Here is a 17,984-nt window from a genome sequence, read left to right on the forward strand (position 1 = left end):
CGTTGTGATGTTGGTATGCAAAAAATCACCCCTCGGGGTTCGGGGGGGCTGGTCTGCACATCGCCTGGCCATGGTCCGTTCATGGTGTTGCACCAAGGGTCGGACGATGTCGTGCGGGTGGGCGTGGGGCCGTCACCGGGTGAATGCCCCCCCACTTTTGCGGTGCTGGTGGCCCCCGCACTGCCCGGCTCGGACCGTTGGCACCTCCAAGCCTGGTGCTGGCCAGCCACCCACGCTACCGTGCATTTTTTCGACATCCCCGACGGCTGGCTGCAGGCCCATGACCGCTGTGCCGCCCTGCTGCTGACCGATCCATCGAGCACACCGGACTGCGTGCCCGGGCTGGATCATCCCGGCATCGCCGAAGAGATTCAACGCCACCTGGAAGGCAGGCGCTTCCAAGACCTGGCACCGCTGAACCTGCTCTCGGCCCGCCAAACCCGGTGGCCCAACCAACACCGCGACCCCGACGCACAAGGCATCCAAATCGCCGTGGCCAGTTGCCAATACGCCAGCGGCATGATCGATGGCCAACCACGTGTCGGTCAGTGGGCGCCCGGACCGGCCGACCTGTCTTACCACCGCCTGGGCCAATGGCAAAAGCACAGCCCTCTGGACGCCATTCTGCTGGTCGGCGACCAGGTCTACAGCGACGCCACGGCGGGCCTGTTCGACCCGACTGCGGTGGATGACCGCTACCACGGGCCCTATCGGCACTGGTTGTCCCGCCCGGTGGTGCGTCAGGCGCTGGCGGGCCCCATGGTGCACACCCTCCCGGACGACCACGAGTTCCACGACAACTGGTCACCCATCGGGGCCCTGCACGCCCGCTTCGGCGACAACAACCGGGTTCGGCGAAGCGGCCTGGCTGCCTACTTTGCCCATTTGAGGGGCCACACCGCTGACCATCACGCACCGCCGGTCTGGTACCACTTCCAGCAAGGCCCCCTGGCCTGCTTCATGATGGACACCCGCACCGAGCGGGAACGCCGACAGGCGCGCACCTTGGGGCAGGCTCGCATCATGTCCAGCGCACAAAAGCAGGCCCTGAATGACTGGCTGGCGACTCACGCCAGCACCTGGACGCCCAAGGTGTTGGCTGGCCCCTCGATGCTGCTGCCCCGCAGGCACACCAGCCTGGCCGACGAGGCCGGCGCCCTCCAATCCGATGCCTGGGACGGCTACCCCGCCGCCCTGCACGGCCTGCTCGCCCGGCTGTGGCATCACCAGGCCAGGCACGTGGTGTTCGTGTCGGGCGACGAACACCTGGGCTGCGTGTGCCAGATCACCATCAGTTGCCCAGAAGCCCCCGAACGGGACGTCACTGCCTGGTCCGTGCATTGCCCGGCCCTGTATGCGCCCTTTCCTTTCGCCAACTCGCGGCGCGAAGACTTCGTGCCACGTGAATCCTTTCGCTTGCTCGCGCCTCAAAACGACGCCAACCTGGTTTGCCACGTCGACACCTGGTACCCACGCTCGGGCGATGGGTTTAGCGTGTTGGACTTCCAATGCCAGCAGGGCCGCTGGCAAGGGCAAGTGAGCTTCGTCCAGGATGATCTGACGACAGGACTGCCCCAGTCGCCAGAGGTCTGCCGCACTCTGTTCTAAGACCTCGTTTACAATGGTCGGTGACGGGCCTCCCCGCATGGGGGCGCGGCCAACCGGGTCAGATTGGGAACGAAGCAGCCCTAACCGTTTGCCTCCAGTGCCGGGGTAAGGCTCGTCACCTTTTTCTTTTGATTGATGCCCCCTGCGTCGCGGCCGGGACCGCTGGGAACCCCACCCACTCTTGCGCGGGCTTGGGGCCCTTGTTGGGACCTCCAAGCGCTCATGGCATCGACTTCCTCCAGCACATCCCCCACGAGCACGGCCACCACCACGGTCGCCATCGACCTGGGTGACCGCAGCTACGACATCCTGATCGGCGAAGGCCTGCTCGGCCAGCCCGGCACCTACGCCGGTTTGCCCAAATCGGCCACGGCCCTGATCGTCACCAACACCACCGTGGGGCCGCTTTACACGGCCAAGCTGACCCAGGCCCTGCAGGCCCACCACCGGCGCGTGCTGTCGGTCGAGTTGCCCGATGGCGAGGCGTTCAAGGACTGGCCTTCGCTGAACCAGGTGTTCACCACCTTGCTCGAACAAGCCTGCGACCGCAAAACGGTGCTGTACGCCCTGGGTGGCGGCGTGGTGGGCGACATGACGGGTTTTGCGGCCGCCTGCTACATGCGCGGTGTGCCCTTCGTGCAGGTGCCCACCACTTTGCTGGCGCAGGTCGATTCCAGCGTGGGTGGCAAAACCGCCATCAACCACCCGGTGGGCAAAAACATGATCGGGGCTTTTTACCAGCCCCAGCGCGTGATCTGCGACATCGACACGCTCGACACCCTGGCGCAAAGCGAGTTGCTGGCCGGCCTGGCCGAGGTCATCAAATACGGCCCCATCGCGGATGCCGAATTTTTGACCTGGCTGGAAGACAACCTGGACGCGCTGCTGGCGCGCGACCGCACCGCCCTGCGCCACGCCATCCGCCGCTCGTGCGAGATCAAAGCCTGGGTGGTGGGCCAGGATGAGAAAGAAGCCGGCCTGCGCGCCATCCTCAATTTTGGCCACACCTTTGGTCATGCCATCGAAGCGGGCATGGGCTATGGCGAATGGCTGCACGGCGAAGCCGTGGGTTGCGGCATGGTGATGGCGGCGGACCTGTCGCACCGCCTGGGCTTGATCGACCAGGCCACCTCGTTGCGCATCAAAGACTTGATCGAGCGCACCGGCTTGCCAGTCGTCGGCCCGGCCCTGGGCTTTGAGCGCTACTTGGAGCTGATGAGCGTGGACAAGAAGGCCGAAGACGGCGAGATCCGCTTCGTGGTGATCGACCAGTTGGGCAAAGCCAGCATGCGACCCGCGCCCGATGCCATCGTGCGCGAAGTCATCGCGGCACACACCGCCTGACATCGCGATGTGGCTCGCCCATTACGCCAGCGACCCGGCGCACACCAAAGGCCGCCTGCACGCCGAGGCGCCAGCGCCCACGCGCAACGATTTTCAGCGCGACCGCGACCGCATCGTGCACAGCACGGCTTTTCGGCGCCTGGTCTACAAGACCCAGGTGTTCTTGAACCACGAAGGTGACCTGTTCCGCACCCGGCTGACGCATTCACTGGAGGTGGCGCAACTGGGCCGCTCCATCGCGCGGGCATTGGGTTTGAACGAAGACCTGGTCGAGGCCATCGCCCTGGCGCATGACCTGGGCCACACACCCTTTGGCCACGCGGGTCAGGACACGCTCAACGAGTGCATGAGCACCTATGGTGGCTTCGAGCACAACCTGCAATCGCTGCGCGTGATCGACGAGCTGGAAGAACGCTACCCCGCCTTCAACGGCCTGAACCTGAGCTTTGAAACGCGCGAAGGCGTGCTCAAGCATTGCTCACGCAAGAATGCCGAGTTGATGGAAGCGCGCGAGCCGGGCGGCGTAGGACACCGCTTCCTGCAAGGCACGCAACCCAGCCTGGAAGCGCAGCTGTGCAACCTGGCCGACGAGATCGCCTACAACGCCCACGACATCGACGATGGCGTGCGCTCGGGCCTGATCACGATGGAGCAGTTGGAAAGCGTACCCCTGTTCACGCGCTTTCGGGATGAGACCTTGTCGGAATTCCCGGACGTGAAAGGACGGCGCCTGTTGTTCGACACCATCCGCCGCATGCTGTCGCAGCAGGTCTACGACGTGATCGACGCCACGCGCGATGCCCTCACTGAGCATGCACCCAGCTCCGCGGACGCGGCGCGCCTGTGCCCGTCCCTGGTGCGTTTCAGCCAACCAATGCGGGAAGCCAGCACGCAGCTCAAGCGCTTCCTGTTCAAAGAGTTGTACCGGCATCCCCAGGTCAACGAGACCACGGCGCGGGCCAAGCAGGTGATTGCCGAGCTGTTCGCGGCCTATGTGGACAAGCCAGGTGAGATGCCTTTGGAGCATGCGCAGCGCGAAGACGCGCACCGCGCGGTGGCGGACTACATCGCCGGCATGACCGATCGCTTTGCCATCCGCGAACACGAACGGCTCACGGGGCGGCGGCTGTTCTGAGCTCTCAAGCGTGAGTTGCTTCGAGCACTGGCGCCACGATGCGGAACCTCTGGACCAACGCTTCAATCGCGGCCAGTGTGGGCTGTGCACTGAGGATCTCGGCGATCTGAAGAATGTCTTCCTCAGGCAGCGCCCACCATTGCAACCTGGACAAGGCTCCTCGAACATCTTCATCGAATCGGAACTTGAGGTGCTTGGCCGGATTGCCGCCCACGATTTCGTAGGGAGCCACATCCTTGACCACCTGGGCATTGGCCGCGATGACCGCGCCATCTCCGATGGTGACGCCCGACATGATGGTTGCCCCATGGCCAATCCACACGTCATGGCCAATGACGACATCCCCGTTCGTGGCGGGATGTCCCTTGATGCCCTGGCCACCGAGTTCATCGGCGTACAGGTGCCCGAAGGGATAGGTGCTCACCCAATCGACCCGGTGATTTCCGCCCAGAAAGATGGTCACGGAAGATGCAATCGAGCAGAAGCTTCCAATGTTCAGCGTGGCGCCTTCGCCCCACTCCCGGACGCTGAGGTGCTCCATGCCATAGGTGAAACGGCCAATGGTCACGTCACTGCGCCCCACTTTATCGCGCACACCCGACTTGTTGACCACGTGCTTCTTGCCCGGCTTGTGCAGGACCATGCCCGGCCGCACCTCGTCCGCCCCGACATCGGCAGCGGGCAAATCATCGGGCAGCGCAAAGTCAGCACGCATGACCCGCGCAGTCGTGCGCTCCTTCATGGTGGTCACCACCTTGGTCAGCACTACGCGCATGAAGGCGGCCTTGTCCTTGGCGCACTCTTTCAGCTTGTCATCAAGGTAGCCGAACTGCTCCACCGTGAAGCGGTGCTCGAACCAACCCAGGTACCAGAACCAGTCTGTGTAGTAAAGCCATGATTTTTCGTTCAGGGCCCGAAGGTGGGTGGGATCCTGCCAGGCGGTTGCGGCATGTTCGTAAGGCACCTCAAGCAGAAATTTGCCACCCGTCTTCAGCAGCTTCAGGCAATTGCCCATCAACTCCGGCAGGTCCGGCACATGCTCCAGCACATTGTTGGCGTAGATCAGTTCGGCACCGCCCTCCTCAAGGCACACGTGGCCACCGTAGGGTGTTTTGACCTTCACAGGCCATGACACCGGCCGCCCCAAGTCCAGAACCAGATCGGGCTGAGCGCGGTCAAGCACATCGATGTTCAACCAGCCAGGCTTGTAGTCCTTGCCCGACCCCAGGTTGATCCGGGCAGGTCGCCAATCATCGCTGGGTCTCGCCAACTGGTGCGCGCGCCCAAAACCAACCGCGAATGCCATCAGGTCGGCATAGGCCTCGATCGGATCGGCATCCTGGAAATTCACCAGGCTCTGGATCGCCATCTCGTAAAAATATGGCGAGCCGAACTGCTCAGCAAAATAGGTGTCCAGGTTCGACTCATCCACCCAGATCACGCTGTTCTCGAACGCGGCATGCGGCATGCTCTGCGGGGCCCGCTCAGAAATGACCGGCGTGCCCACCGAAAGGCAATGCGACACGCGCGCCTGCTCGAAACGACTGGTGGGATAAAAGTGCGCATTGAACACGGCTTTGGACTGCACGATCATCTGATCGCGCTCGGGGCCGTACAAGGGGCTGTCAAACAGACTGACCTTCACGCCCTGGGCTTCGATGCGGTTGATCATCGCGCGGCGGCGATCATTCATGCTGCCAATGAACAGGAGGTCGATCGGACGGTCTTCCAGAGGCAGAAACTCAAGCTGAGACAGATAGGGCGCGTACAAGAAGGGCACGATGGGTACTTCTGCGGGCACGGCTGCATAGGCCGCGACGTTGTCGGCGTCATAGTCCACCACGGCCGAAGTGGCCAGCAACTGCAAGTAATCGCGCGAGACCGCCGCTCCACCTTGGCCCAGTTGCTCCAGATTCACGAAGACGCAGCTGTAGCGTTGGCGAAGCGCCGCGTCGAAGCCCAGGTGCGCGCCGAAAACGAAGTTCACAGCGTCATGGCGCAGGCGGTTTTTTGCCAAGCTGACCTGCGCGCCCATGCGGCGGAACTGGTGGCGGAAGTACCGTGCCTGGTCCAGGAAGCCCAGCGAGTGCACATAACCACTCGGCTGCACGATGCACAGGTGGACATGGGGGAGCTGGGTCATGATGAAGGTCCGTCAATGAGGGAGATGTGATCGCACGGTTGGCCTTGCGACCAACGCTCTGCCATGGCCCACAGCAAGCGGCCGAAGTCACGCGTGTAGCTCTGGCTGTCGAACAGGGGCGCGGTCTCGCGGGCATGAGCCAGGTGGTCCCGGATGGCCTGACGCCGGGCAGGGTCGCTGGCCAGTTGCATGACTTGCGCCTCGTAGTCCGCCAGCGTGGTGGTGGCCAGCTCGGGCAGACCCACGTCGGTCAGCAAACTGGCAGCCACCCGCGAAGCGAAGGTCGTGCCCGCATAGGTGACCAGGGGCACCCCCGCCCACAAGGCATCGCTGGCGGTGGTGTGCGCATTGCAAGGCCAGGTGTCGATGAAGACATCTGCCAGCGCGAGGCGGCTCATGTGCTCCTTGGCCCCCACCCTGGGCGCGAAGAACAGCCGGGCAGGGTCCACCCCTCGGGCTTCGGCCTCGGCGCGCAAGGGAGCCGAAGATTGATCGTTCCATTGCAACAGCCAGAGCACCGAACCAGGCAGTTGGCGCAGAAGGCGGCACCAAACATCGAACACCTCGGGCGAGAGTTTGAAGGGTTGATTGAAGCCGCACAGCACCAGGGCATCGCGCGGCAGCCCCACTTCTTCACGCGTGCAAGGTTGAGGTTTGGAACGCTGGCGATCATTGGGCTGATAGCAGCGCGGCATCAAGGCCAGCTTCTCGCTGTAGTTGTTGGCGTGATCCAGGGGCGACGCGATGGCGTCACCAATGAAGTAGTCCATGTAGTCGGCGCCCGTCGTGCCGGGAAAGCCCAGGAAGCTGGCTTGCACTGGGGCGGCCCGGTGGCCAAAGATGCCCAAGCGGCTGCCGCGTGTGTGACCTTTCAGGTCCACCAACACCTCGATACTGTCCTGGCGAACCATCTGCGCCACCTGCAGATCGCTGAATGCATCGATCTTGACGAACTTGGCACAAGCCCGCTTGAGCCGCTCGCGCATGGGGCTGCCATCCTCCGGACCATGCGAGTACATGGTGACTTCAAAGCGAGGATCGGCGTTCAGCTGCTCGAACACCTCGGCCATCAGGATGGCGGTAGCGTGCTGGTGAAAATCGGCGGACACAAAACCCACACGAAGACGTTCGCCCAACGCTCGGGGTGCCAAAGGCGCGAATGGCTCAACCAGTCGCGCCTGGAAGCGCGCGCACGAACGGGCAACACGCAGATGCTCCTGCGCATCATCCGTGACCGTGACATGGGCAAACACCGAGGCCCAGGCGATGGCATGGGCTGGCAGCTTGGCGGCCAATCCACGCAGGACCACCAGGTCGGTCTTGGCATGCTGCCAAGAGCAAATCTCTCGCTCGATGAACGTCAGCATGCCTTGTGCAGCCAGATCGCCAGGCCCCATGCCCAAGGCCAGCGCTGTGCGAAAGCATTCGATGGCTTCGTTCTTGAGCCCCAGTGCGTTGAACGACAGACCCAGTCGGTAGTGAGACAGGACATGGTCCATCTCCAGCGCCAACCCTTCGAACAAGGCACTGATGGCCTTCTCATACTGGCTGGAGTTGAACAGTGACTCGCCCAGCAACTGCCAATACTGAGCAGAGCGCGTCACATGCTGCGGTAGGCGCTCCAGCAACCCGACGCTTTCGACATGGCGGTTTTGCCGATTCAGGCACTCACAGGCAACCTCCACCGCGATGGCGTTGTCGGGCTGAAGTGCGATCACCTTCATCGCTGTGAGGTGAGCCTGATTGACCGTGCCATTCTTCATCTGGGCACGGGCCAGGTTCAAAAGGTACAGCGCATCCTGTGGTTGGACTTTCACCGCCTTGTCGAAAGCGGCCTGCGCCTTGGGCCAGTCGCCAGACTTGGCGTATTTCACACCCGACTCCCAATTTTGATGGGCCACCCTCAAGACTTCGGCCCCCGGGCCGTTATGAGTCTTGTGAGGAGTTTTGACGGGTTTTTGGTGAATAGCCATGAACCGCAGTCTAGAGAGAGGTCCTGGGAAGCGGGTTCGGAAGTAGGCGGCCACAAAGCGCTTTTTTCACTGGATCTAAAACTTCCTAGTCCCTTTCAAAAAAAAACTCAAGTCCCTGCAAGCACGTTCCGATAAGTAAACCAACGGCCTTCACATCATTAAGTAAGTAGGCACGTGGTCCGGTTAGCCGGCCGATGGTTCTGGTGGCCAAGCCACTTGGGCAATGCGGTTGACTAGCGTCGGGCAGGCGAGCTGCAGTAGCTGTATCGCTGCACCAATCTTGTTAGGCGCTTTCCGCCGTCTTTTTTTACCATTAGGAGTACACCATGGCTTCCATCATCAACACCAACCTGAACTCGCTGAACGCTCAGCGCAACACCTCGACATCGCAAATGTCGCTGGCCACCTCCATGCAGCGTTTGTCGTCGGGTCTGCGCGTCAACTCCGCCAAGGACGACGCCGCCGGTCTGGCCATCGCCGAACGCATGTCGGCACAAATCAAGGGCATGAACGTCGCGGCGCGCAATGCCAACGACGGCATCTCGCTGGCTCAAACGGCTGAAGGCGCGTTGGGCAAGGTGGGGGAATCGCTGCAACGCATGCGTGAATTGGCTGTTCAAGCCCGTAACGCCACCAACAGCGACGGCGACAAGGACTCGCTGGACAAGGAATTCCAGCAACTGTCCAAGGAAATCCAGCGCGTTCTGGGCGGTACCACCTTCAACGGCAAGGCCATCATCGGCAGCGATGCAGACACCCTGACCTTCCAGGTTGGCGCCAACACCACGGACAATGACATCATTGAGGTTACGACCACCGACATGACCGGAGACGCCAGCATCACCGCCGTGACCGACGCCACGGTGGTGATTGACAGCACGACCGATGTCGCTGGCCTGGCAACCGTGATCGACGACATCGATGCCGCGATTGACCGCGTCAACACGGAGCGCGCTGTCTTCGGTGCCACGCAAAACCGTTTTGACTCGGTGATCTCGAACCTGCAAGTCTCGGTTGAAAACCAGACCGCCGCCAAGAGCCGGATCATGGACGCCGACTTCGCCACAGAAACGGCCAACCTGTCTCGTGCGCAGATCCTGCAGCAGGCTGGTAACGCGATGATTGCTCAGGCCAACCAGTTGCCTCAGCAAGTGCTGTCGCTGCTGCGCTGATCAGCCAGGAAAAGGGGCCTCACCGCCCCGGTTCTTCCAAGAGCCACCTTCGGGTGGCTTTTTCTTTTGATTAAGGCCGTTTTCACTCCTCACATCCCACGATTGCGCCTCGCAGAAGTCTCAAACAATTGGGGCACAGGTCAAAGCTTTCAAACAGTCCCTTTGACCAGCTTTCTAGCAGGCCGGCGTGCGCGCCGGAAGTCATCGGATTTCTCAGGAGTGCCCCATGGCCCAAACGATCAACACCAATCTGAATTCGCTGAACGCACAGCGGAATCTGAACATGTCTCAGACCGCCCTGTCTGTGTCGATGCAGCGTTTGTCTTCGGGCTTGCGAGTCAACTCCGCCAAGGACGATGCTGCCGGCCTGGCCATCGCCGAGCGGATGAACTCGCAAATCAAGGGCATGAATGTCGCAGCGCGAAATGCCAATGACGGCATTTCGCTGGCGCAGACGGCTGAAGGCGCCTTGGGCAAGGTCAGTGATGCGCTGCAACGCATGCGGGAATTGACGGTTCAGTCACGCAACGCCTCGAACAGCGACAGCGACCGCGACTCGTTGAACAAGGAATTCCAGCAGTTGTCCGCAGAAATCGTGCGGGTCACGGCGGGCACCACCTTCAACGGCAAGCCCATCCTGGCCACCGATGCCGCGCAAGATTTCCAGATCGGGGCCAACACCACGGCCAACGACATCATCACGATCAGCACCACCGACATGACGGCGGATCCCAGCATCGCGCTCGTGACGGATGCCCTGACCGTGATCGACAGCACATCGACCACCACCACCCTGGGCGACGTGATCAACGCGATCGACGGAGCCCTGGACCGGATCAACAGTGAACGTGCCGTCTACGGTGCCACGCAAAGCCGTTTCGACGCCATCATTTCGAACCTGCAGGTATCGGCCGAAAACCAGACCGCCGCCCGCAGCCGCATCATGGACGCCGATTTCGCCTCAGAAACCGCGGCCATGTCGCGCGCCCAGATCCTGCAACAGGCCGGCAACGCCATGGTCGCCCAGGCGAATGCCCTGCCGCAGCAGGTGCTCAAGCTGCTGCAAGGTTGATGGTTGAGGGCTCAAGTTCCTGGCAGCTTGTGCCGATACAACCTGTGTCGAGCCTTGTCGTGTGACGGGTCAAGACGTTTCGCAGGCTGAAGGAGCAACACATGGCCAGTAGCATCACATCCTTGGGTATCGGCAGCGGCCTGGATGCCAACACGATCGTGACCAAACTGGTCGCGCTGGAAAGCCAGCCGATCACCAACCTGCAAGCCGCGTCCGACAAGCTGCAGACCAAGATCTCGGCCTATGGCCAGGTCCAGTCTGCCGTGTCTGGCGTGCGCGATGCCGCGCGAAAACTGACTTCGGCCGATCTATGGGGCGCCACAGCCGCTGCCTCCGCCGACGCCACCGCCGTGAACGCCACCACCTCTGCAGGCGCCCAGGTGGGCACCTACGCCGTGGATGTGACTGTTCTGGCCAAGACCCAATCGGTGGTGACCAAGACCTCACTGGCTTCCGGTGCCAGCACCCTGGGATCGGGCACCTTGACCATCGACCTGGGCACGTGGACCGGCAACAGCTTTGCCGCCAAATCAGGCACCACCCCCGTGACGATCAACGTGGAAGCCACCGACACCCTGGCCAACATCCGCGACAAGATCAACGGCAGCAACTCAGGTGTCAAAGCCTCGATCATCACGGACTCATCGGGTTCGCGGCTGGTCATGCAGTCGGCCGCCACCGGCGAGGCCAATGGCTTTCGCATCACCGCCGCCGACGCTGGCGATGGGAACAACATTGACGATGCGGGACTGTCTGCCCTGGCCTATGACCCCGGCAGCACGACGGCCGGCACAAACTTGAGCCAGGCGGCGACTGACGCGGAAGCGACGATCAACAACGTCCCCATCAAATCGGCCACCAACACCTTGAGTGAGGTGATCTCAGGCCTGACCATGACCCTGAGCAAGGTCACCACCGGCCCGGGCATCACCACCGGCCCGATCAACATCACCGTCAGCCAGGACACGGCCGCCATCACCAAAGCGATCACCGACTTCGCCACGGCGTATTCGTCAATGGCGACCTTGCTGAAAACCAACACCAAGTACGACGAGAGCACCAAGACCGCCGGCAACTTGCAAGGCGACAGTGGCGCCTTGAGCGTTCAGAACCAGTTCCGATCCATCCTGGGCAGCAGCTCGGACGCGTCCAGTACCTTTGGCACCCTGTCGTCGATCGGCCTGGAAATCCAGACCGATGGGACTGTCAAAGTCAACAGCAGCAAGCTGACCAGCTCGCTGGGCAATCTGGCAGAGGTGAAAAAGCTGTTCTCGAACTCGGATTCGGTGGATGCCAACAAGGACGGCATCATGACCCGCTTGCGGGTACTGAGCGACAACCTGTTGAGCACCGACGGCATCTTGACCGTGCGCACCAGCGGCCTCAAACAGACGATCACCGACAACCAGGCTCGACAGGAGTCCTTGCAGAACCGCGTCGATTTGTACGAGAAGCGCCTGAAGGCGCAGTACACCGCGCTCGACACCATCATGGCCGGGCTGAGCAGCCAGGGCAATTACGTGACCCAAATGATCAACTCGCTGAACAACAGCAGCAATTGATCAGGGCCTGCCACGGCAGGAATTCACGAGTGACTCACGATTGCACTCAAGACTGAGCAAAGCCTGCCGAAACCCATGGTGAATGGGTTTTTTGTGCAGGTTTTTTGCAGTACCGGGAGCAATATCATGGCTTCAATCTCCATCGCGGGGACGGGCAGTGGCATTGATGTCAGTTCGTTCGTCACACAGCAGCAACTGTCGGTTGAGAGACCGTCGGCTGATCCACCACGAGCGCTCCAGGTCGAACCTGCACAGACCAATCTGTCGCCTCAAGGCAAGCTGCAAAGCGCGCAATCAACCTACGTGAATGCCGCCCAGAAGCTGGCCGATGACATCAGCTGGGCCAACACCATCGCCAACTCCAGCCAGCCATCGGCCGTCTCGGCCGCCAGCGACAGCACCGCCGCGGCAGGCAACTACAGCGTTGAAGTGAACTCCCTGGCCACGGCGCAGGCCACCACCTCCGCATCGTTCTCCGGCGTGGGCACTGTGATCGGCCTGGGTACCCTGCACATTGAACTGGGCAGCATCAACAGCTCGCAAACCGCCTTCTCCACCAACCCCAACTGGCCCAAGTCGGACGTGCGCCTTGGGCCCCACGACAACTCGCTGGAGAAGATCCGCGACAAGATCAACGCCGCTGGCGTGGGCGTCGTGGCCTCGGTCATCAGTGACGCCACAGGCTCCCGCCTGGTGCTGCGCTCGACTGGTACCGGCGCCGAGAATGGATTCAAGGTGTCTGCCTCGGGCGAGGAGGGCAAGCCCCCCAGCCCCGACCTGGCGGCACTGGGATTTGACCCCATGCTTGCTCAGCAAAGCACCCAGCAAACGCAAGCGGCGGCAGATGCCAAAGCCAAGATCGATGGCCTGGACGTTCAATCGCCCACCAACACCGTGTCCGATGCCGTGCAGGGCGTCAGCTTCAAACTGGGCAAGGTCACCGATGGCCCGGTCAACGTGTCGATCGGCATGGACCAGGAGGGCTTGAAGAAATCCATCAACGAGTTCACCCAGTCTTACAACGAACTGAACGCCCAGGGACAGGCCCCCAAGGTGCCAAGCCAGCGCCTGGCCGACATTGGGATCGCCCAGGATGCCGATGGCGCCATGAAGATCGACAGCGCCCGGCTGGACAAAGCCCTGGCCACCCAGCCAGAGAAGGTGCGGGACGTGTTCGCAGAGGCCCGGGACGAGGCCTCTGCCACCAAGACCAGGGAGCAGCAGCCCGAGCGCAGCTCAGAGCAACCAGCGGCCGCCTACGCCCAGAAGCTGCTGGACCAGTACAAGTCGCTTGAGTCCAGCGAAACCGCCGCGCATTGATTTTTCGTGTTGGAAAACAGAGGCCAAAACACCCTCCATTTCGTGCATTCAGGATGGCGTTTGAGGTTCAAGCTGATCAGGGAAGTGTCGATAAATAGCTCAACGCTGATTGCAGCATCTTCCGAGAGTATTTTCAGATGTACGCCACCATCACAGCCTCCTCTGCCAACGTCTTTGGTCCCCGGACCTCAGGCAACATGTACCGCCAGGTCGGCCTCGAAACCGGGGTCAGCGGCGCCTCGCCACATCAACTGATTGGCATGCTGCTCAATGGCGCACTCGAAGCCATTGCCCAAGCGCGCGGCGCCATCAAATCCAAACAGATCGAAGCCAAGTGCAAGGCCATCAGCAAGGCCGTGAGCATCGTCGACGAAGGCCTGAAGGCCAGCCTTGACCTGAAGACCGGCGGCCCCCTGGCCGCCAACCTGAACGACCTGTACGCCTACGTGACCACCCGTTTGACGCAGGCCAATCTGCATTCGGATGACGCGGCCCTGGAGGAATGCGCCAACCTCCTGAGCCCCTTGCGTGATGCCTGGAGCACCATCGGCTCCAGCAACGCTGAACAAGCGCGCAACACCTACCTTGAAGGGGTTCGCCCATGAACGCCCCAGAACTGATCACCGCCCCTGACGAAGACATCCAAGCAGGAAGCCTTTTGAGTTACTACGAAGCCATCGAAACCGCCAGCCATGACATGCTGGAAGCCGCCCGCACGGGCGATTGGGACACCGTGGTTCGCCTGGAAGGCGCCTGCGCCGTGCTGATCTCTCAGCTCAAGCACGCAGCCGACCAGTACCCACTGGGCGCTGATGAGCGGGCCCTCAAGAGCCGCATCATGCAGCGCATCCTGATCAACGATGCTGAGATCCGCCACCTGGCCGAACCCTGGATCAATGACCTGAGCAAGATGATGGGCAGCAAGTCGGACCCTTCCCAAATGCATTGACCACGGCGGCCCATGGACGACTACCGAATCACCTCGCCGGTTGAAGTCGATGACTTCCTCAAGCGCTTGCTCAATGCCAATGCCTTGATGACGCTGAGCGGCCCGGGCGGGACCAGCTACACCACCATGCTGTGGGCGGTTGACTCAACGCGCGGCATCGTGTGCTTCAGCGCCGAGACGGGTGACACCCGCCTGCAAGCCCTGCTGGAAACCGAAGAGGTGGTGGCCGTGGGCTACCTGGACAGCATCAAGCTCCAGTTCGATCTGGACGGCGTGGTGCAGGTTCATGGCAATGGCACCGTCGCCCTCAATGCGCAATACCCGCGCACGCTGTACCGCTTTCAACGGCGCTCCAGCTTCCGGGTCAAACCCCTGGTCAGCAGCACGCCAGTTGCGCACATGCGCCACCCTGCCCTGCCCGACATGAAACTCGACCTGCGCGTGCTGGACATCAGCCTGGGCGGTGTAGCGCTGTTCTTGCCGCACAACGTGCCCATGGTGTCGCCTGGTGTCAAGATCGGCCAGTGCTTCCTCGACCTGGACTCCGACACGCGCCTGGAGATCGGTCTGATCATCCACCACGTCAGCGTGATCAACCCCGAATCCCAAGGCGCCCGCCTGGGCTGCGAGTTGATCAACATGAACGGGGCCACCGAACGCGCCCTGCAGCAGTACGTCAACCAGACCGAAAAAAGGCGCCTGGCACTGGCCATGAGCCCGGACTGAGCCCGGCGGTATGCCACTGGCGCTCCGAGCGCTGATAGCATCGCCGGATGACTGCTCCTGACACGACCCCCTCGGCGTGGGTGATCGCCACCCGCGAAAGCCGCCTGGCCCTCTGGCAGGCCGAACACGTTCGTGACCTGCTCCACACCCGTTTCAACCGCCCCGTCACCCTGCTGGGCATGACCACGCGCGGTGACCAGATCCTGGACCGATCCCTCTCCAAAGTGGGCGGCAAAGGCCTGTTCGTGAAAGAACTGGAAGTGGCCCTGGAAGAAGGCCGCGCCGACCTGGCCGTGCACTCGCTCAAAGACGTGCCCATGGAGCTGCCCGAGGGCTTCGCGCTGGCCTGCGTGCTGGAGCGTGAAGACCCCCGTGACGCTTTTGTCTCCAATGACTTCGCCAGCCTGGACGCCCTGCCCCAGGGCGCCGTGGTGGGCACCTCCAGCCTGCGCCGCCTCACGCAATTGCGCGCCCTGCGCCCAGACCTGCAGATCGACCCCCTGCGCGGCAACCTGGACACCCGCTTGCGCAAGCTGGACGACGGCCACTACGCCGCCATCATCCTGGCCGCCGCCGGCCTCAAACGCTTGGGCCTGGCCGAGCGCATTCGCCAAGTCATCGACACCGACGTGATGCTGCCCGCCGCCGGGCAAGGCGCCCTGGGCATCGAGGTTCGACTGGACCACCCCGACCTGCTGCCCTCGCTGGCCACGCTCACGCACACCCCCACCTGGCTGGCCACGCTGGCCGAACGCGCCGTGTCACGCACCCTGGGTGGCAGCTGCTCCATGCCCTTGGCCGCTCACGCGCAATGGTCGTCCACCGAGGCCCAGGCGTCAGGCACCATGACGCTGCGCGCCCTGCTGGGCCACCCCACGCAAAACGTGCAAGTGCGTGCTCAAACGCAAGGCTCACCTGCCACGCCCGCCGAGGCCGAAACTCTGGGCCAGCAAGTGGCGCGGCAGCTCCAGGCCCAAGCCGGCCCCGAGTGGCTGGCCGCATTGGTGGCCTGAGCCCGCATGAGGCTGCTGGTCACCCGGCCCGAACCCCAAGCCAGCGCCTGGGTTGAGCAACTGCGAACCCTGGGCCTGGATGCCCAGGCATTGCCTTTGATCGCCATTCAGGGTCCCGCCAACCCCGAGCCCGTGCAGGCCTTGTGGCGCCAGCTGCACCAGGCCCGGCTGCTGATGCTCGTCAGCCCCAGCGCGGTTGAATGGTTCTTCCGCCTGCGCCCAGCTGCTTGCCTTTGGTCAGAGCACACCCTGGCGGCCGCCCCCGGCCCCGGCACGGCACGAGCCTTGGTGCAAACCGCCCTGGAAGCCGGGCTGATCCTGCCCCAGGTCATCTGCCCCGATGAGGATGCCGCCCAGTTCGACTCCGAAACCTTGTGGCCACTTTTGCAGGCCTTGGATTGGCAAGACCAGACCGTCTGGACCATCAGTGGCGGTGACCGGCAGGATGCCAAAGGCCGCGCCTGGCTCAGCGAGCAACTGCGTTCGCGCGGCGCCCAGGTCACCTCATTGCTGACCTACCAACGCAGCGCGGCGCATTGGTCGCCCGAGCAACAGGCCCTGGCCCACGTCGCCGCTCAGAACCCGCCAGACCACCGCTGGCTGTTCAGCAGCTCCGAAGCCATCGACCACCTCACCGACACCCTGATGCCCGGCCAATCCTGGCAGGCCGCCACGGCCTTGGCGACCCACCCGCGCATCGCTGAGCGGGCCAGGCTGGCCGGCTTTGGCCAGGTCATCGCCACGCGCCCCACCCCCGAGGCAGTGGTGGCCACACTACGACCGGCAAAATCAGGCCCGGCCCACGTCGATACAATGAATCCATCGTGAGCGAAACCGACGTCATCCTTCCGCCTGAACCCGACTACCAACCCGTGGCCACCTCGGACTGGATGCGTTGGGCCGTCCTGGTCCTCAGCGCGGTCTGCGTGGGCGGGGCCTGGCTGGCCTGGACCACCCAGAAAAAGGTCGACACCCTGGAGCAGGAGCTGGTGCGCCGCCAGCAAGACAGCCAGGGCCAGGCGACCGAAGCACGCCTGCTGGCCAAACAAGCGCAAGAAATCTCGCGTGAAGCAGCAGCCCGCACCACTTTGCTTGAAACCCGGCTGAACGAAGTCACCTTGCAGCGCAGCCAGGTTGAAGACCTCATCAAGTCGATGTCCCTGTCGCGCGATGAAAACCTGGTGGTGGACATCGAAGCCGCACTGCGCGTGGCCGTGCAGCAATCGGCCCTGACCGGCAGCGCCGAGCCCCTGATCATGGCCATGAAATCGGCGGAAGATCGCCTGAGCCGCGCCAGACAACCGCGCCTGGACGGCGTGCGCCGCTCGCTGGCCAAAGACCTGGACCGCCTCAAATCCACCCGCGTGGCCGACCTGTCGTCCCTCACCATCCGACTGGACGAGGCCATCCGCTTGGTCGATGAGTTGCCGCTGATCAGCCAACCCGTGGACCAATCCGGGCGCGCACTGGCACGGCCCACGGCACCGGCGCCCAAGGTCAACAAGGCCGCACAGCGTGCCAGGCAAGCCGCCAGCAGCGCCTCCAGTGCCGACACAGCTCCCTTGGATGTCCCGCTGGGCGATCAGTTCATGCAATGGGGCCAAAGCACCGCGCGCACGGCCTGGCAGGAAGCACAGGCACTGGTGCGCATCACCCGCATCCGCCAGCCCGAGGCCATCCTGATCACGCCCGAGCAATCGTTCTTCCTGCGCGAGAACCTCAAGTTGCGCCTGCTGAACGCCCGATTGGCCTTGCTGAGTCGGCAATCGGCCTCCGCCGTGGCCGACGTGAACGTGGCCCAGGCCGCCTTGACCAAATACTTTGACACCCAATCGCGCAAAACCCAGTTGCTGCAAAGCCTGCTGACCGACGTGGCCACGCAAAGCCCGCAGACCCTGGTGCCCCGCCCGGACGACACGCTGGCCACCCTGGCCGCCATCGCCGGCGGGCGCTGAACCGCCGCTGAA

15 protein-coding genes and 1 other RNA gene are annotated in these 17,984 nt (G+C 62.9%); 14 read left to right on the top strand and 2 right to left on the bottom strand.

Features of this window, described 5'->3' with window-relative positions; genetic code table 11:
* Positions 1 to 81: 81 nt before the first annotated feature.
* The 4 genes from PSV38_RS04660 to PSV38_RS04675 all read left to right on the top strand — a co-directional run bounded on the left by PSV38_RS04660 (position 82) and on the right by PSV38_RS04675 (position 4,087).
* A complete protein-coding gene (locus PSV38_RS04660; protein ID WP_300545394.1) occupies positions 82 to 1,608 on the top strand; it encodes an alkaline phosphatase D family protein in 1,527 nt (508 codons plus the stop codon).
* Positions 1,609 to 1,630: 22 nt separating this feature from the next.
* Positions 1,631 to 1,728, top strand: an RNA gene (gene ffs / locus PSV38_RS04665) — signal recognition particle sRNA small type.
* A gap of 102 nt (positions 1,729 to 1,830) precedes the next feature.
* Positions 1,831 to 2,952, top strand: a complete 1,122-nt coding sequence (gene aroB, locus PSV38_RS04670) for a 3-dehydroquinate synthase (RefSeq protein WP_300545397.1) — start codon at positions 1,831 to 1,833, stop codon at positions 2,950 to 2,952.
* A gap of 7 nt (positions 2,953 to 2,959) precedes the next feature.
* On the top strand, positions 2,960 to 4,087 hold the full coding sequence (locus PSV38_RS04675; protein WP_300545399.1) for a deoxyguanosinetriphosphate triphosphohydrolase: 1,128 nt from the start codon (positions 2,960 to 2,962) through the stop codon (positions 4,085 to 4,087).
* Between the two features lie 4 nt (positions 4,088 to 4,091).
* Here the strand turns inward: PSV38_RS04675 and PSV38_RS04680 are convergent, their stop codons facing one another.
* Both PSV38_RS04680 and PSV38_RS04685 read right to left on the bottom strand, forming a co-directional pair.
* The gene (locus PSV38_RS04680; protein ID WP_300545402.1) at positions 4,092 to 6,230 is read right to left on the bottom strand and encodes a methyltransferase domain-containing protein; all 2,139 of its coding nucleotides are present in this window, start codon (positions 6,228 to 6,230) and stop codon (positions 4,092 to 4,094) included.
* A complete protein-coding gene (locus tag PSV38_RS04685) occupies positions 6,227 to 8,104 on the bottom strand; it encodes a tetratricopeptide repeat protein (RefSeq protein WP_300545404.1) in 1,878 nt (625 codons plus the stop codon). Before PSV38_RS04685 ends, PSV38_RS04680 begins: the two co-directional genes overlap by 4 nt.
* A gap of 425 nt (positions 8,105 to 8,529) precedes the next feature.
* Between PSV38_RS04685 and PSV38_RS04690 the strand changes: the two genes are divergently transcribed.
* From PSV38_RS04690 to PSV38_RS04735, 10 genes are all read left to right on the top strand, one after another.
* On the top strand, positions 8,530 to 9,375 hold the full coding sequence (locus tag PSV38_RS04690) for a flagellin (protein ID WP_300545407.1): 846 nt from the start codon (positions 8,530 to 8,532) through the stop codon (positions 9,373 to 9,375).
* Between the two features lie 226 nt (positions 9,376 to 9,601).
* Entirely contained in the window at positions 9,602 to 10,447 is an 846-nt protein-coding gene (locus PSV38_RS04695; RefSeq protein ID WP_300545410.1) for a flagellin, read from the top strand.
* A 101-nt stretch (positions 10,448 to 10,548) separates the two neighbouring features.
* Positions 10,549 to 12,009, top strand: a complete 1,461-nt coding sequence (fliD, locus tag PSV38_RS04700) for a flagellar filament capping protein FliD (RefSeq protein WP_300545412.1) — start codon at positions 10,549 to 10,551, stop codon at positions 12,007 to 12,009.
* A gap of 126 nt (positions 12,010 to 12,135) precedes the next feature.
* The gene (fliD, locus tag PSV38_RS04705; RefSeq protein ID WP_300545414.1) at positions 12,136 to 13,329 is read left to right on the top strand and encodes a flagellar filament capping protein FliD; all 1,194 of its coding nucleotides are present in this window, start codon (positions 12,136 to 12,138) and stop codon (positions 13,327 to 13,329) included.
* A 137-nt stretch (positions 13,330 to 13,466) separates the two neighbouring features.
* On the top strand, positions 13,467 to 13,934 hold the full coding sequence (gene fliS / locus PSV38_RS04710) for a flagellar export chaperone FliS (RefSeq protein WP_300545416.1): 468 nt from the start codon (positions 13,467 to 13,469) through the stop codon (positions 13,932 to 13,934).
* A complete protein-coding gene (locus tag PSV38_RS04715; RefSeq protein WP_300545418.1) occupies positions 13,931 to 14,278 on the top strand; it encodes a flagellar protein FliT in 348 nt (115 codons plus the stop codon). Before fliS ends, PSV38_RS04715 begins: the two co-directional genes overlap by 4 nt.
* 12 nt (positions 14,279 to 14,290) lie before the next feature.
* A complete protein-coding gene (locus PSV38_RS04720) occupies positions 14,291 to 15,004 on the top strand; it encodes a flagellar brake protein (RefSeq protein ID WP_300545422.1) in 714 nt (237 codons plus the stop codon).
* Between the two features lie 47 nt (positions 15,005 to 15,051).
* Positions 15,052 to 16,017, top strand: a complete 966-nt coding sequence (gene hemC, locus PSV38_RS04725) for a hydroxymethylbilane synthase (RefSeq protein WP_300545424.1) — start codon at positions 15,052 to 15,054, stop codon at positions 16,015 to 16,017.
* Positions 16,018 to 16,023: 6 nt separating this feature from the next.
* Positions 16,024 to 16,845, top strand: coding sequence for a uroporphyrinogen-III synthase (locus PSV38_RS04730; RefSeq protein WP_300545426.1), 822 nt, complete (start codon positions 16,024 to 16,026; stop codon positions 16,843 to 16,845).
* On the top strand, positions 16,842 to 17,972 hold the full coding sequence (locus PSV38_RS04735; RefSeq protein WP_300545428.1) for a uroporphyrinogen-III C-methyltransferase: 1,131 nt from the start codon (positions 16,842 to 16,844) through the stop codon (positions 17,970 to 17,972). The genes PSV38_RS04730 and PSV38_RS04735 overlap by 4 nt, the downstream gene beginning before the upstream one ends.
* The last annotated feature ends 12 nt before the right edge of the window (positions 17,973 to 17,984 follow it).

The organism is Aquabacterium sp., assembly GCF_029946005.1.
In the GTDB taxonomy this organism is placed as follows: domain Bacteria; phylum Pseudomonadota; class Gammaproteobacteria; order Burkholderiales; family Burkholderiaceae_C; genus Aquabacterium.

Excerpts from the sequence above, each read along its gene's own strand:
- PSV38_RS04715 (WP_300545418.1), top strand. The coding sequence starts at position 13,931 with ATGAACGCCCCAGAACTGATCACCGCCCCTGACGAAGACATCCAAGCA.
- aroB (WP_300545397.1), top strand. The coding sequence starts at position 1,831 with ATGGCATCGACTTCCTCCAGCACATCCCCCACGAGCACGGCCACCACC.
- fliS (WP_300545416.1), top strand. The coding sequence starts at position 13,467 with ATGTACGCCACCATCACAGCCTCCTCTGCCAACGTCTTTGGTCCCCGG.
- hemC (WP_300545424.1), top strand. The coding sequence starts at position 15,052 with ATGACTGCTCCTGACACGACCCCCTCGGCGTGGGTGATCGCCACCCGC.
- PSV38_RS04680 (WP_300545402.1), bottom strand. The coding sequence starts at position 6,230 with ATGACCCAGCTCCCCCATGTCCACCTGTGCATCGTGCAGCCGAGTGGT.
- PSV38_RS04675 (WP_300545399.1), top strand. The coding sequence starts at position 2,960 with ATGTGGCTCGCCCATTACGCCAGCGACCCGGCGCACACCAAAGGCCGC.
- PSV38_RS04695 (WP_300545410.1), top strand. The coding sequence starts at position 9,602 with ATGGCCCAAACGATCAACACCAATCTGAATTCGCTGAACGCACAGCGG.
- PSV38_RS04660 (WP_300545394.1), top strand. The coding sequence starts at position 82 with ATGGTGTTGCACCAAGGGTCGGACGATGTCGTGCGGGTGGGCGTGGGG.
- fliD (WP_300545414.1), top strand. The coding sequence starts at position 12,136 with ATGGCTTCAATCTCCATCGCGGGGACGGGCAGTGGCATTGATGTCAGT.
- fliD (WP_300545412.1), top strand. The coding sequence starts at position 10,549 with ATGGCCAGTAGCATCACATCCTTGGGTATCGGCAGCGGCCTGGATGCC.
- PSV38_RS04720 (WP_300545422.1), top strand. The coding sequence starts at position 14,291 with ATGGACGACTACCGAATCACCTCGCCGGTTGAAGTCGATGACTTCCTC.
- PSV38_RS04730 (WP_300545426.1), top strand. The coding sequence starts at position 16,024 with ATGAGGCTGCTGGTCACCCGGCCCGAACCCCAAGCCAGCGCCTGGGTT.
- PSV38_RS04690 (WP_300545407.1), top strand. The coding sequence starts at position 8,530 with ATGGCTTCCATCATCAACACCAACCTGAACTCGCTGAACGCTCAGCGC.